Here is a 16,142-nt window from a genome sequence, read left to right on the forward strand (position 1 = left end):
ACGCATTGTAGGTAAGCGTATTGCCGCCTCCTTGCAATAAATTGCCGTTCGCATCATAACTGTAAAAGGCCAGGCTGCTATCGGGTTTTACAATGCTACGAACCGCATTGGGCCCCGCATTGGCATCACTGCGACTGGCATCGCCATAAACATAAAGTGAGGCGAAATCAGATTTACTGGTAAGGTTCCCAACCGCATCATAACTGTAAGTAATAGCGGGCTCACTGTGACTTATTCCATTAAAGCTACGGGTGCTTTGAGTGAGACGGTGCAGCGCATCATAGCTGTACGTCTCGATGGATGACTTCGCCCCGTTATCATAGGTCACAATCTGTTGCGCGAGATTTCCAAAGTTACCATATGTATAGGCGATATCATGCACATTCACTCCGGCCTGACTGACCACGCCAATCCTATCGAGCTGACCTGATGTACTGTCATAACTCTTCGTTTCGGTCAACGTCCCATTGTTTTTCAGCGTCGTGACGGCATGACCAAATGCATCCGTTGCTGTAACCTGCTCGTAGATGTAGCCGGTGGCCGCATTCTTAGTCTGTGTTTGATACCCAAAATCATCATAGTCGTAGGCAAGGGTCAGTCCATTTGGATAGCTCAGCGATTTCAGGCGGCCATAGTGGCTGTCATAAGCCATATTCAGTACGTAACTTTCACCGTCGATAACACGGGTTGAACTAATGGGGCGCCCTAGCCCATCATATTGATAAGACTTACTAAAACTGCCACTTGATTCAAACACAAGTTGGCCAATGGCATGGCTGCCACTATCAAATGTAAACGTTGCATCAACGACTTGATTAACGCGACGCTCGGTGACTCGGCCAAGCCCATCAAAGGTGTAACTAATGACATCCCCATTAGCATCAGTCTCCTGCTCCACTTCACCAAAACTATTATAAGTGAAGCTTTTCAGCCCCATGTTCGGATCATCAACTTGCAGTTTTTGGGAAAATCCGTTGTAGCGTGCTTGAATGACCTCGCCATTCGCATCCACGATTGCAATGGGGTTTCCCAGGGCATCATAGCCATAGCGCGTCACGCCACCTTGCGCATCGGTGGTTCGAATCAGCTGACCATCGGCACCCAGCGTGCGACTCATCACCAACGTGGTGCCATCATCCACATCAATATCGACTTGATGCCGGTTATAGGTATAGACGGTCTCAATGGTGCCACCTTGGGCGCGATCGACCCATTTCTCAGTGAGTCGCCCTAAAGCATCGTATTGACGATAATGTGTTCCCTCGGTCACATTGGCATAAAAAGAAGGTATGGATTCAAAGGCTAACCGACCGAGTCCATCAAAGGTTTTACGTTGATAAATTGGAACACCCGCAAAACCCTGTGTTTCAACCATGATTTCGCGTTTTAATGCATCAAAATACGCTCGCGTGGTCGGACTCCCCTCTTGTTGGCTGAAGGTATAGTATACCGCCGCTGTGGCTGGGCAATTAAGTTGGCACCATTGCATCCCTTGTTCAATCGGCTTTTGTCCTGCAATGGTCGTTTGCACCAGTCGACCAAACGCATCGTACGTCATTTGAGTCGAAACGCCATTCGCATCGGTAACCTGTGTTGCTTGGCCATGCGCGGGAGCAATGTGAGAGCTTTGGATGTGCCCTTTATCATTCGTCGTTTGTGTAACAAAGTAACCATCCGCTGAGTAACTCATACTGGTGCTGCGCACCTGCTCTGAATTTGTCGTGCTGGCGCCCGTATTGGTGACGCTAGTCGGTAATCCAAAACTATTAAAGTCTGTTTGCAGCGTCTGCGATACGCCGGATTGACTGGCCGAAGATGTCACTCGGTTTGGCTTGCGATAGCTCGGACCACCAATGTCATATTCAAGCTGTTTTATCTGCCAATGCACAGGGTCGTCACTGACCGCAACAGGCGCGGCTGTTGCGCTATCTCGACTTAAGGTTTGTGACGTTGTTTGAACTTGAGTCGGTTTTTGAATCCACCAATCCTGTACGTCACTGTAATCATATGTGGTCGCAATCACCTGCTCGACCCGTTGATAACCATTAAAGCGTTCAACTTTTTTGCGCAACACATTACCGTATGCATCAACATCACTTGGTGTGGTCCCAATTGATGTAATCGACTCACTTATGAGTGCCAAACGGTCCTCAAGAGCATACTGGCGCTTAACCGCTGAAATAGGGTAACTCCAATAGGTTGGCTGGGCAGTCGTCTGTTGGGTTCGATATGTATACATTTCTTCATGTAGCGGCGCCGTTTCACAAAGTTCATCAAGGTCGCTTATCAAACACGTCCGCACGTGTTCAATTTGCCCAGCAAGTGGAAAAATCTGATGGAAGTCCGTCACCGCTCGCCGACCGCGGGCAATGTCATCCACGACAATCGTCCGAAAGCCCTGAAAGCCGCGCCCTTGACGATTATAAACGGCCTCTTGATAACTATATGCGGTCTGATTCAACCCTCCAATCCCATTATCTTGCAAACTTTCAGAAACAACATACATGGATGAGGTGAAATAAAAGTGTTCATTTTGACTGTCGCCAGCAACGTAGCGGTCATTCGGAATACGATAAAATGGCAAACCTCCGGCGCGCTCAGGCAGCGATTTAGAGAGCGGCGCATAACGCCATTCAAATACTTCACCGAAACCATTGTCCACCCGCTCGAGCGTGTCGACTAAGCGTCCGTCATCAGCGCCTAATCCAGCGAGGTTCTTCTGCTCGTAATACCCTCCCACAACCGCTGGACTCGCACTCGTGTGGGAAACATTTATATAGGCATAATAATAAGGGCTGCCCCCCACCATTAAATGCTGACCAAATCCCGCAGACTCAGAATGTTGCGCTAACACCGTATAGGTAAAATCAGTAAACCCATTGTTATCGACATCCTTAAGACTCAAACCAGAGCTGCGGGCGCCACTTCGTACCGCAAAAGATGAATAGGGCGCATACACAACATCAGGTATCACTCGGTCAAGCGCAATACCCTGGGCATCGGCGCGAGTGTCGAGCACACTCCAATAGAACCGACGCACGTCATAACGGCTCCAATCGATTGCAATTTCGATACCTGGATGACTAATGAGCTCTGCCTTATCCTCATGTAAGGCATCATTACATACCGTCGTGTTGTATGGCTCAAAGCTTCCACTTTGATTGGGGTTCCCCCCAAACATCAGACATACATCATCATCACTGTGAGTTGCGACTACAAGCTCATCTCGACCATCACTATCCATATCACCGATACGTAAAGCCCCCCAAAGGGCTTGCACCTTAAGATAAGGAAGACCATCTCGGCGAAATAGCTCGGCTTCATGAATCCCCAAGCCACTGCCTAAAAGAGTGGGTACTTGGAAACTTCGATCGCCCCGATTTTCATAGACCACCCAGTGATATTGACCTGAGATTTTATCCGCAACGATAAAATCACTTAACCCATCTCCGTTTAAATCAGCAAACGTGTATTGGTTATAAAAGACGTTGCTAGGGAGACCTGTTTGCGATGCACTCAGTGTTTGCGTAATAAAATAGTCCCCTTGCGCCGTCACCGCCCCGAACGAGACGCGGACAATGGTGTTGGTCATCCCCGTTTGCCATGTGCGAACCAGATCCATGACACCATCACCATCGATATCTTGGTAATTGACCGATTCCCACACCGTACTGTTTGCAATTGAGCTACTTTGCAATGCACTGAGCAACTGACGCGCCTCAAATTGAGGCTGCCCTGTGGCTTGATTCAGATGAAAGTAAATTGATTTATCCGTATCTGTGTAGACAACATCCTGATATCCATCACCATTTAAATCAATGATTTCGAGACTTCCGGAAATAAGGTGAGGATAAGTCGCAGCAAGCGTTGGCAAGGTAATGTTGGTCGCAATCAAAGGCTGCACCACAAAATTTTGGTCAAACTGCAGCAAATTAATCTGTCCATTGCTGTCAACAATCAAAAAATCAGCGATGCCATCACTATTCAAATCACCTGAATCATAAAAATAGATCCCATTGACGATCTCGTTCGATGCCGTCGTACCGTCATAAACCAACACGTATTCACCGGCATTCGGACCACTCGTTGCTTTCGTATATATGGCAACATCATACCCGGTCAGCTGCTGCTGACTGTTATAAGAGGAAATAAGATGAATCAACTCGGGCAGTCCATCGCCATTCAAATCACGCTGACGAACTTGATCATGGTCCGAGGTTTGTCCCACAACCGGTGCCGCTCGATTTTGGGCGAGGCTAGAGTCTTTATCATCCCATTGTAAATTCGGCGTGTAATAGGAAAAATCGGTTAAGGGTAAACAGCTCTGTGCCGCACAAACTGTCGCTGAGCTTAAGACTGAGCGTTGCGTATACGGACTGATCTCGTAACTAAACTGATAGCGCCTTACTTGCGCAGATTGGACTGCCGTAACGATACTTTGTAGCCGATGTGCACCACTTAAAACACCACCTGCAAGATACGACCGAAAAGGATCGGGGCGTTGCTCATAGTTAAATTGAACAACGCGGTCACCATCTGTCGTTCCTACCCCGGTATAGCGAATTTCATCTAATAAATAGTCACCATTTCCTCGATCGCTGTAGTGGTAAGTTATCGAATTATTTGCAGGGTCAATTTCATAACTAATCGCCCATCGATTTGGAACAGTAGCTCCCGCTGGAGCCTGGCGACTCGAAGGAGAGCTGCCATAATATGCGGTGCGATTATTCTTATGTTTGACGACGAAGGAGGTATTGGCACCTAGCGCGCCGATCTGAGTGATTTCAGCGAATTGGTCTAACTCTGTTCGATAAATCGTACCAGCGCTTCCATAGCTTCCAGATACCGCAATTAACCGCTTCCCATCGAAACATAACTTATCTTCTACATCTAAGCGTACCGAACGAAAACCACCATCTTGGGCAGGGGTTGCCGTACAGCGATGAATACTTGAGCCTGCCACCAATTGCCAACCGACTCCAACGACCCCTCCACCACTTCGAGATGAGTAGCTCAACTGAACCTTTGGCTCCATATTGGCGCGCCCCGGGGGAAGCTCAATAGGAATGGTGTAGGTTGCCGCACCTCCCGAAACACCCGCAGAGCCTGGTAAAGCACCCACGCTTTCGTCATGCTGGAGTGTTGAAATGTAGCCGTTTTGTTGATCAAGAACACTACCACCCAGCGCCGCCCAGGGTGGTGGCGTCGATAACGAATAAGCAGATGTCGTAAAGAATAAGGCGGCGAGCGCAGAGCTCAACACACGTCCATGTTGCATGATAATCATCCTAAATTAATTTCACGGAAATACGTTAACTTCTGAAAACACATAAATCAACATTTTTTAAAATAAAATTATGCTTATTGGATGTGCTTTGCTAATTCAAGGTAGAGTGCTGGCCATACATTAGTGTCGTGATATTGCATCGCGGTAAACCGTGAGACAGGACGCCAAGTAAAGCCTTCGGCGTGAGCGCAAGTGGTCGTGGCATATAATCCAATTGAGTGTTCTGGCGTACTTCCTAGCTGCCAAAGGCCATCGCTTCGAAGTTTTCCAAGCACCCGAAAATCAGCAATCTTGTGCCGCCACGGCAAGCGTTGATGAAGCTCATTTAATTCCGCTTCAGTCATTACCTGCTCAGCGGTCCAAACTAAATTATAAGAAGGAAAGCCTTGCTCCTCACGACAATAGCGCTCAGCGATCTCTGCGCTCAATGGGTATTCATCAACAAAACCAAGCCAATGACCTATTTCGTGTGCCAATAAACTCACATCAGCGCCTAGCGGCAATGAAATATGACGGTTCTGACTGAAAGCTGTGGTTGTTCGGTGAAATAGAATATGGTGATCGTTGATTTGGGACGGGAGTAAGGGTAATTGGCAGTGTTGACGAAAGCGTTCGCCTTGACGGGTACAGCTTAAATCTGCGCTTCGATAGCGCTGCGTTTGCAAACAGCCAACAAATGGTCGAAGTGGATGCCGTTGCCAAGCGGCTAAAGTGCGGTTGAGCTGGCCCTGCTCTGCTTGACTCAACTCATAAGGTTGCCAGACCCATACCCGGCTTTGCTGACAAATTGGATCATAAGGTACTTGGGCTTGCGTGTGCGGTATTGAACTCAACAGCAGCAGTGCGAGTGCACTAAAGCCGATGAACTGTCTCCACATACTGAGCATTTTGCCGACTAAACTTTAATAATAGTTATCAAAACTATCGTCGCGGTCAGGGCTGAGCGCCTCAAGTTCAAGCTTGGCAAACCGATGTTCTACAAACATATAGACATTGGTTGTCAGCGCCAAGCGAAAGTACACGGCAGCGCGCTTAGGATTTCCTTGAATCGCTTTTAATTTACCGAGGTAAAAATACACTTCACACATGCGCTCCGCTAAGGTCTCATCCTCAGCGAGTAACGCTTGGGCATAGCGTTCTAGGAACTCTTGCTCTGAGATAACCCCCAAAAACAAATCACTTAAATACCAAGCCCATTGTTCATTGGCAAACTCAACCCGTTGCTGCGCCAATTGACGACGTGCTTTATTCGGGTCCTCTTCAAGTGTCGCAAAATAAAGCCAAAGCGCACGATATGGATCATCCGGCTGTTGCTTAAAGTAAGCCTCAAAGTCATCCACCGCCAAATCATAGCGTTGATCATAGTAGGCTACTAAACCTCGATTGAGATAGACATAAGGGTGCTCAGGATCAAGCTCCAGCAGTGCTTCTAATGTTTCGTACGCACGCTCGAAATACCCCGCTTGAGCATACTGAAAACCAAGATAATTATAGGCATCAGCCAAGCGCGGATTAAGTTCTAGCGCGTAGTTCAAATCTAACCTTGATAATGCCGTTAAGCCCATTGCGTCGAATAAGGTGGCGCGGCGATAATGTACTTGGGCAAGTTGCTCAGGTTCAAGATCAAACTGAGCACTGAGCATTTCATTGGCTCGTGCAACTTCGAGTTGATAACGAACATCAGGCTCTTGCGGTTCAACCACAATCAGCGCATCGGCACTCTCATCAGAACGGCTCGCACACCCTCCTAACAGCATCATGGCAAGAACAACCAGCGCTAGTTTAAATCGCATCTCGCTATACCTCTATTCGTTACTCTACTTTGCATCATAGCAAAGCCCTTAGCAAAAAAACAAAAAAGGAGCGGTAACCGCTCCTTTTTTAGATTAGCTGCGCTTGCGCTGCCAGCTTATTCTGCGTCTTTGCTCTCACTCGACGCCGTTTCAGCATTTTCTGCCGGAGTATCAGTGGCTTCTGCCGCTGGCTCAGCAGCTTCCGCTGGCTTTTCAGCCGCATCTTTCATGCTCAAGCGAACGCGACCCTGACGGTCAATTTCGAGTACCTTAACCGGCACAACATCACCAACTTTAAGGTATTCGTTAACGTCATTTACACGCTCTTCAGCGATTTGTGAAATGTGCACCAAGCCATCTTTACCCGGTAGGATAGTCACGAACGCACCGAAATCTACGATACGAGCAACTTTACCTTGATAAATACGGCCAACTTCGACATCAGCAGTAATTTCTTCAATTCGTGCGATCGCTGCATCAGCAGAGGCTTGATCAGTCGCTGCAATGCGAACCGTACCATCATCGTTGATTTCGATATTGGTATTGGTTGATTCGGTTAGCTCACGGATGACCGCACCACCTTTACCAATCACGTCACGAATCTTGTCTGGGTTAATCTTCATGGTGTGATAACGCGGTGCGTAGCTTGATAGCTCTTCACGTGCACCAGACATGGCCTCATCCATTACATTAAGGATATGCAAGCGCGCTGCTTTGGCTTGAGCAAGTGCGATTTCCATGATTTCACGGGTGATCCCGTCAATCTTGATATCCATTTGCAGTGCCGTCACGCCTTCTGCGGTACCGGCTACTTTAAAGTCCATATCACCGAGATGATCTTCATCACCAAGGATGTCAGAAAGTACAACAAACTTGTCGCCTTCTTTAACCAAGCCCATTGCGATACCTGCAACCGATGCTTTCAACGGTACGCCAGCGTCCATCAAGGCCAATGAAGTACCACACACCGAAGCCATTGAGCTTGAGCCGTTTGACTCAGTGATTTCTGATACCACACGAATGGTGTACGGGAATTCTTCTTGGCTTGGCATAACCGCTTGCACACCACGCTTAGCTAACCGTCCATGACCGATTTCACGACGCTTAGGTGAGCCAACCATACCGGTCTCACCAACTGAGTATGGAGGGAAGTTGTAATGCAACATAAAGCGGTTGCTAGTCGAACCGGTTAGGTCATCAACCATTTGCGCGTCACGCTCAGTCCCTAAAGTGGCAGCAACCAAAGCTTGCGTTTCACCACGGGTAAAGACAGCAGAGCCATGCACACGTGGCAATACGCCAGTGGCAATGTGTAAGGCGCGAACCATATCTGGGTCACGACCATCAATACGCTTCTCACCGGCGATGATGCGACCACGCACCACATCACTCTCGAGCGAGTGGAATAAATCACCGATTTCTTTCTCGCTGAGCGTTTCATCTTCAGCGGTTAATTTAGCAATCACATCGGCTTGCAATGCAGCAATTTGCTCATAACGCGCAGCTTTTTCAGTGATACGGTAGGCTTCACCGATACCTTCTTCAGCTAGCGCTTTAATTTTGTTCAACAATTCTTCGTTTGTTGCAGGAGCAGTCCATTCCCATTTTGGTTTACCCGCTTCGGCAACGAATTCGTTGATTGCATTGATCACGGTTTGCATTTGCTCGTGACCATAAACGACCGCGCCCAACATGGCGTCTTCAGACAATAATTGCGCTTCTGATTCAACCATCAATACGGCGTTATCGGTTCCTGCAACCACTAAATCAAGTTTTGATTCAGCTAATTCATCCATCGTTGGGTTCAGCACATACTCGTCATTGATGACACCAACACGGGCCGCACCAATTGGACCTGAGAATGGCACACCTGAAATAGCAAGCGCTGCAGAGGTACCAATCAAGGCAACGATGTCAGGAGAAACTTGTGGGTTAACACTTACAACGGTCGCGATAACTTGAACTTCGTTTTTAAACCCTTCTGGGAATAATGGACGAATTGGACGGTCGATCAGACGTGAGGTTAAGGTTTCATTTTCTGATGGGCGGCCTTCACGCTTGAAGAAACCACCTGGAATTTTACCCGCGGCATAGGTCCGTTCTTGGTAGTTAACGGTTAATGGGAAAAAGTCTTGCCCTTCTTTTGCTTCTTTTTTTGCAACAACAGTCACTAATACGGTGGTGTCATCCATGCTGGCCAATACAGCACCAGTCGCTTGACGCGCCATCGCGCCTGTTTCTAGAGTGACGGTGTGTTGACCATATTGAAATTTCTTTGTAATCGGATTCACGTTTTATTTTCCTTTACTCTTTCTCTTTTACTTACATTTATCGTGTCATTTCGATCCATCAAAAAAGGGGCCGTGCGGCCCCTTTTCTTGAACAGTGCTTAGCGACGAATACCGAGTCGCTGAATCAGAGTTGCGTAACCCTGATTGTCTTTACGCTTAAGGTAGTCCAACAATTTACGACGCTGACTTACCATGCGCAACAAACCACGACGTGAGTGGTGGTCTTTAGCGTGTTCTTTAAAGTGGCTCTGTAATTCGTTGATGTTCGCAGTCAACAATGCGATTTGTACTTCGGTAGAACCGGTGTCGTTCTCGCTTTGACCAAACTCTTTAACGATTTCAGCTTTTTGTGCCGCAGTTAGTGACATATCTTACTCCTGATAGATGAATAATGTTAGTGCCAATCACTAATTCAGCACTAACCCAATCGGCGTGCATTATACGGGCTTATACCTTGAAAGGCAATGCTTTAGCGCAATCAAATCGGGGGGACATCAAGACACACGCGCTTCGGCCAAACTTTGCCATCGCGAATAAAACCGACGCCTAAAAATGCTTGGTCCTGGTCGCGTTTAGCGCGCACTAAAGCGCCCTCCTGCAACCCTTCATGGTGTTGATCATGGTCCTGCTGATGGGACAGATAGTCAGCTGGGTTACCGGCTTGAAACCGCGCGGCTCCTGCCGCATCAATATCAACCACTGGAAATTGCTGAATAATACAATCATGTGGCAGCAGTTGTTGCTCAATTGCGCTGTAATCAATCGCTAAATCGCGCTCATCATCAAAGCGCTCGGGGGCGAGTTGTTGTAATTGCTCGATGCTGACCATTTCACCCTCAACCCCTTCAATCCAGGTGCGATGCAGAGCACTGACATGCGCACCACAACCGAGTGCTTGGCCGAAGTCATCGATCAAAGTACGAATATAGGTTCCTTTACTGCAGCGCACATCAAGCTCAAGATAGGGGGCTTGATAACCAAGTAACGTGATCTCTTTAATTTCGATTTCGCGGGTTTTCCGCGGGACCTCAATGCCTTCACGGGCATAGGCGTAAAGCGGCCGACCTTCGTGTTTTAGCGCAGAATACATCGAGGGAGATTGCAACTGCTTCCCCATAAACTGCGGCAACAGTGCCCGAATTTGCGCCTCGTCAATGTCCACCTCATGTTCAGCAACGACCTCGCCTTCCGCATCACTGGTGGTCGTGCGAATGCCGAGGTGCGCGGTAACGCGATAGCCTTTATCGGCCTCAAGTGAAAAATGCGATAGCTTAGTTGCTTCGCCAAAACAGAGCGGCAACAAGCCGGTCGCAAGGGGATCAAGTGCCCCGGTGTGCCCAGCTTTATTGGCATTGAAAAAACGCCGCACTTTTTGAAGTGCGGCGTTTGAACTCATGTGCAATGGTTTGTTGAGCAAAATCACGCCGTTGACGTTACGGCCAGACTTTCGACGCCCCATTCACGACTCCTGTTCATCCGAATCTTGATCATTATCCTGACGATGATCACGTTGAATCGCTTCATCGACTAGGCGTGACATCCGAATACCTTCATTCAAGGACGGATCATGTACGAACCGTAGTTCAGGTGTCACCCGAGCGCGCACACGCTTACCAAGCAACGAGCGGATAAAGCCAGCCGCATCGTTTAACACTTTAAGTCCGACTTTTACGGCCTCAGGATCATCTTGCAAGAAAGTAACAAATACTTTGGCGTAAGCAAGATCACGGGACACTTCAACGGCAGATACCGTGACCATGCTCACCCGCGGGTCTTTGATCTCACGCTGCAGAATCATTGCGATTTCGCGTTGGAACTGATGTCCAACGCGATCAGTACGACTAAAGTCTCTGCGCATCTAAGTTACAGACTCCGCTCTACTTCGACCGTCTCGAACACTTCGATTTGGTCGCCGACTTTAACATCGTTGTAGTTCTTCACGCCGATACCACATTCCATACCGTTACGAACTTCTTGCACGTCATCTTTGAAACGACGCAGTGAGTCGAGCTCACCTTCGAAGATCACCACGTTATCACGCAGAACGCGAATCGGAGCTGAACGCTTCACGATACCTTCGGTCACCATACAACCTGCGATAGCACCAATTTTCGGCGATTTAAAGACATCCCGAACTTCGGCAAGACCAATAATCTCTTGCTTGAATTCAGGCGCTAACATACCGCCCATTGCTGCCTTCACTTCGTCGATTAGGTCGTAAATAACGCTGTAGTAACGCAAGTCGACACTTTCTTGTTCAACTTGGCGTTTCGCTGCGGCATCCGCACGAACGTTAAAGCCAACAATAATCGCGTTTGAAGCACTCGCCAAGCTGACGTCTGTCTCGGTGATTCCGCCGACACCGCTACCGATAATATTCACTTTCACTTCATCGGTAGACAATTTAGTCAATGAATCGGCAATCGCCTCAAGTGAACCTTGAACGTCAGACTTCAAGACCACGTTCAGTTCTTTCACATCGCCTTCTTGCATATTCGCGAACATGTTTTCTAGTTTCGCTTTTTGCTGTTTAGCGAGTTTCACTTCGCGATATTTGCCTTGGCGATAGTTGGCAACTTCACGTGCTTTACGCTCGTCTTTAACAACCGTCGCTTCATCACCGGCAGCAGGAACACCTGACAAGCCGAGGATCTCAACTGGAATCGATGGTCCAGCTTCGTTAACTTCATGACCATTTTCGTCACGCATGGCTCGAATCTTACCGTATTCAAGACCGCACAGAACGATATCGCCTTTGCGCAAGGTTCCTTCTTGCACCAAGATGGATGCAACTGGACCACGGCCTTTATCCAAGCGTGATTCAATCACGATACCGTGGGCCATACCCGAAGCGACGGCTTTCAAATCAAGCAGTTCAGCTTGCAGCAATACCGCTTCAAGTAGGTTATCAATACCCTGACCTGTATGCGCAGACACTGGTACGAACTGCACGTCACCACCCCAGTCTTCTGGGATCACATCACGCTGGGCAAGTTCATTCTTGACCCGATCAGGATCGGCTTCTGGCTTATCCATCTTGTTGATAGCAACAACAATCGGTACGCCAGCTGCTTTCGCGTGCTGAATTGCTTCAAGCGTTTGCGGCATCACGCCGTCGTCTGAGGCAACCACGAGGATAACAATATCCGTTGCACTCGCACCGCGAGCACGCATTGAGGTAAACGCAGCGTGACCAGGAGTATCAAGGAAGGTGATCATGCCATGACCGGTCTCAACGTGATATGCACCAATATGCTGAGTAATCCCGCCTGCTTCGCCCGAGGCAACTTTGGCTTTTCGGATGTAATCAAGCAATGAGGTTTTACCATGGTCAACGTGACCCATAACCGTCACCACAGGGGCACGGTCGGTCTCGAGGCGTTCACTATCATCGTGACGATCAGAGAGAACTTCCTGCTCCAGCGCGTTATCGCTTACGACAACCGCTTTATGTCCCATCTCTTCGACCACAAGCGTTGCAGTTTCTTGATCAAGAACTTGGTTAATCGTAACCATTTCACCCATTTTCATCATGGTCTTGATCACTTCACCTGCTTTCACCGCCATGCGGTTCGCTAATTCACCAACGGTGATGGTTTCACCCAGTTTCACTTCGCGTTCAACCGGTGATGCAGGTTTGGTAAAGGCTTGTTGCAGGCTTGAACGTTTACCGCCTTTACGACGTTTTTCGCGCCGTGGGGCTTCATCGCGCTCTTCGTCCGCTTTACGACGCTTGCTCTTACGACGATTGCGACGCTCTTCACCCTCGTCCTGCTCGTCTTCTGCAGCTTGGGCATAAGTCGAGGTGGTAAAGTGCACGTCTTCTTGTTCCGCCGCTTTCCGCTTGGCTTCTTCTTCTTGCCAACGCGCTTCGTTTTCTTCTGCTAACTTCCGCGCTTCTTCCGCTTGACGCTCAGCTTCAGCTTCGGCCTTTTTGCGGGCTTCCTCTTCTTGAGCTTTACGCAAACGCTCTGCTTCGGCTTTGGCTTCATCCGCCTTCTGGCGCTCTTCAGGCGTCATCGCAGCACGTTTTTCAGCTTCAGCTTTCGCTTTAGCTTTCTCTTTTTCTTTGCGAGCAGCTTCTTGCTTAGCTTTTTCTTCGGCAGCTTTCTTCGCCGCTGCCGCCTTCGCTTCGGCCGCAGCTTTTGCTTCTTCTTCCTTGCGCTTCGCTTCCGCTTCAGCGCGCTCTTTCTCAAGCCGCTCCTGCTCTTCGCGCTGCTGCTCTTCAAGTGCAGAACGCTTTACATAGGTCCGCTTCTTGCGTACTTCCACTTGCACCGACTTGCCGCGACTACCGCCGCCACCAATGCTCAGCGTGCTTTTTTCTTTGCGCTTTAAGGTCATCTTGCTCGGCTCACTTGGGCCTGAACCACCATGCGCTTTGTTTAAATGAGTCAATAGCTTTTGTTTTTCGGCTTGGGTGACGGGATCGCCTGCTTGCTTGGTCATGCCCGCCTCAGCGAACTGCTGTACCAAGCGATCAACTGTCGTACCGATATCTTTAGCTAGCTTGTCTAGCGTTACGTCTTCCATATTCTCTCGTACCCCCGTTGATCTTATGCTTCTTCGTCACCAAACCAGCAAATGTTACGTGCTTGCATGATAAGTTCACCCGCACGTTGCTCGTTTAGTTCTTCAATATCTGCCAAGTCATCGATACCCTGCTCAGCAAGGTCTTCGAGTGTCTTGATGCCTTTACTCGCCAAAACAAAAGCGAGGTGGCGATCAAGCCCTTCCAGATTCAATAGTGTTTCATCTGGCTCAGCATTTTCTAAATTCTCTTCGCTCGCCAATGCGCGAGTCGTTAATACGCCCCGTGCACGGTTGCGCAATTCTTCAACGATATCTTCGTCCATACCGTCGATATTCAATAGCTCTTCCATTGGTACGTAGGCGATTTCTTCCAGAGTTGAGAAACCTTCGTCTACCAATACCGAGGCAAAGTCTTCGTCGATATCAAGGTTTGAGGTGAACAAGTCAAGCACACGCTGTGCTTCAGCTTCGTTCTTCTCTGTGAACTCATCGACTGACATCACGTTCAGCTGCCAACCGGTTAATTGGCTCGCAAGACGGACGTTCTGGCCAGCTTTACCAATCGCTTGCGCAAGGTTGCCCTCTTCTACCGCGATATCCATCGTATGCGCGTCTTCATCGACTACAATCGAAGCGACTTCAGCCGGCGCCATCGCGTTGATAACGAATTGCGCTGGGTTATCATCCCACAGCACGATATCAACCCGCTCGCCACCTAATTCACCTGACACGGCTTGAACCCGCGCACCACGCATACCAACACACGCACCCACTGGGTCGATACGACGGTCGTTGCTCTTCACGGCGATTTTTGCACGTGAACCTGGGTCGCGTGCAGCGCCACGGATTTCGATCATCTCTTCGCCAATTTCTGGCACCTCAATGCGGAACAACTCCACCAAGAAGTCTGGGTGGGTGCGGCTGACAAACAGCTGCGCACCGCGTGCTTCTGGGCGAACTTCATACAACAAACCGCGCACACGGTCGCCTGCACGAACTGATTCACGTGGGAGCATTTCTTCACGATAAATCATCGCTTCAGCATTATTGCCAAGGTCAAGGATCACATGCTCACGATTGGCGCGTTTTACAATTCCGCTCACTAAACTGCCGACTTGGTCTTCATACTCTTCGACAACTTTAGCCCGCTCTGCTTCGCGAACTTTCTGCACGATGACTTGCTTGGCAGTTTGCGTGGTGATGCGATCGAATTCGATTGATTCGATTTGCTCTTCTACGTAATCACCCGCATTCAGCTCTGGGTTTTCGTATTGCGCTGCAGCCAGACTAATCTCGCGATAAGGATGCTCAAGCGGTTGCTCTGAATCATCCACAATCAACCAACGCCGGAACGTATCGAACTCACCCGTGTGGCGATCGATACTGATCCGTACATCAATGTCACCTTCGTATTTTTTCTTGGTGGCATGCGCAAGCGCTGATTCAAGCGCCTCAAAAATTTTCTCGCGCGGTACGTCTTTTTCGTTCGATACCGCTTCTGCAACTAATAAAATCTCTTTTGCCATTGCTCTGCCTCGCCTACGCAATCCTTAGTCAAACTGAGGAATAAGATGGGCCTTTTTAATCGTCGAAAATGCGACTGTTAGCGGCTCACCATCTATATCAAACTGAATTTGATCACCTTCTACTGCGGTGATCACGCCTTTAAATTTACGCTTATTTTGCTGCGCGAGGGTTAATTCAACCGCAGCAATTTCGCCAAGATATGTCGCAAATTGTTCCGCTTTAAAGAACGGACGCTCCATACCTGGTGAAGAAACTTCTAAGTAATATTCACTTTTAATTGGGTCTTCGACATCTAAAATTGAGCTCACCTGGTGGCTCACATCAGCACAATCATCCACACTGATGCCGTCGTCTTTGTCGATATAAACTCGCAGGGTCGAATGTTTGCCTGCACGGACAAATTCGACACCCCATAATTCGAACCCTAACGCTGCAACAGCTGGTTCGATTAAGTCAGATAAACGCTGTTCAATTCGCGCCAAAATCAAACTCCTAAAACAAAAAAAGGGCGTAATCGCCCAGTGTTATGGCCGCTCAGCCGAAGCTCACTTCGGTGCAGCACAGGTCACATAGTAAAAAGCCCCGTTCAGCGGCGGGGCTTAAAACACACTGGACCCTTTGTGAATTGGTTGCGGGGGCAGGATTTGAACCTACGACCTTCGGGTTATGAGCCCGACGAGCTACCAGACTGCTCCACCCCGCGTCCGAAAT

At 48.8% G+C, this 16,142-nt stretch carries 10 protein-coding genes and 1 tRNA gene; all 11 read right to left on the bottom strand.

Annotation, left to right across the window (positions count from 1 at the left end):
- A partial coding sequence (locus tag CWI83_RS03980) for an FG-GAP-like repeat-containing protein (protein WP_198677243.1) occupies positions 1-5,278 on the bottom strand: 5,278 nt, incomplete at its 3' end.
- Positions 5,279-5,361: 83 nt separating this feature from the next.
- Positions 5,362-6,165, bottom strand: a complete 804-nt coding sequence (locus tag CWI83_RS03985) for a hypothetical protein (protein WP_126826093.1) — start codon at positions 6,163-6,165, stop codon at positions 5,362-5,364.
- Positions 6,166-6,189: 24 nt separating this feature from the next.
- Positions 6,190-7,080, bottom strand: a complete 891-nt coding sequence (gene nlpI / locus CWI83_RS03990; RefSeq protein ID WP_126826095.1) for a lipoprotein NlpI — start codon at positions 7,078-7,080, stop codon at positions 6,190-6,192.
- Between the two features lie 116 nt (positions 7,081-7,196).
- Complete coding sequence (pnp, locus tag CWI83_RS03995) at positions 7,197-9,371, bottom strand: polyribonucleotide nucleotidyltransferase (protein ID WP_126826097.1); 2,175 nt, start codon at positions 9,369-9,371, stop codon at positions 7,197-7,199.
- 98 nt (positions 9,372-9,469) lie between these two features.
- Entirely contained in the window at positions 9,470-9,739 is a 270-nt protein-coding gene (gene rpsO, locus CWI83_RS04000) for a 30S ribosomal protein S15 (protein ID WP_126826099.1), read from the bottom strand.
- A 110-nt stretch (positions 9,740-9,849) separates the two neighbouring features.
- On the bottom strand, positions 9,850-10,830 hold the full coding sequence (truB, locus tag CWI83_RS04005) for a tRNA pseudouridine(55) synthase TruB (protein ID WP_126826100.1): 981 nt from the start codon (positions 10,828-10,830) through the stop codon (positions 9,850-9,852).
- On the bottom strand, positions 10,831-11,229 hold the full coding sequence (rbfA, locus tag CWI83_RS04010) for a 30S ribosome-binding factor RbfA (RefSeq protein WP_126826102.1): 399 nt from the start codon (positions 11,227-11,229) through the stop codon (positions 10,831-10,833).
- A 5-nt stretch (positions 11,230-11,234) separates the two neighbouring features.
- Complete coding sequence (gene infB / locus CWI83_RS04015) at positions 11,235-13,904, bottom strand: translation initiation factor IF-2 (RefSeq protein ID WP_126826104.1); 2,670 nt, start codon at positions 13,902-13,904, stop codon at positions 11,235-11,237.
- A gap of 23 nt (positions 13,905-13,927) precedes the next feature.
- The gene (nusA, locus tag CWI83_RS04020) at positions 13,928-15,430 is read right to left on the bottom strand and encodes a transcription termination factor NusA (protein ID WP_126826107.1); all 1,503 of its coding nucleotides are present in this window, start codon (positions 15,428-15,430) and stop codon (positions 13,928-13,930) included.
- A gap of 24 nt (positions 15,431-15,454) precedes the next feature.
- Positions 15,455-15,913 carry a ribosome maturation factor RimP gene (gene rimP, locus CWI83_RS04025; RefSeq protein WP_126826109.1) on the bottom strand — a complete coding sequence of 153 codons (459 nt, stop codon included), beginning with the start codon at positions 15,911-15,913 and terminating at the stop codon, positions 15,455-15,457.
- 144 nt (positions 15,914-16,057) lie between these two features.
- A tRNA-Met gene (locus tag CWI83_RS04030) sits at positions 16,058-16,134 on the bottom strand.
- Positions 16,135-16,142 lie beyond the last annotated feature (8 nt).

The sequence above is a fragment of the Pseudidiomarina taiwanensis genome, assembly GCF_003987435.1.
In the GTDB taxonomy this organism is placed as follows: domain Bacteria; phylum Pseudomonadota; class Gammaproteobacteria; order Enterobacterales; family Alteromonadaceae; genus Pseudidiomarina; species Pseudidiomarina taiwanensis.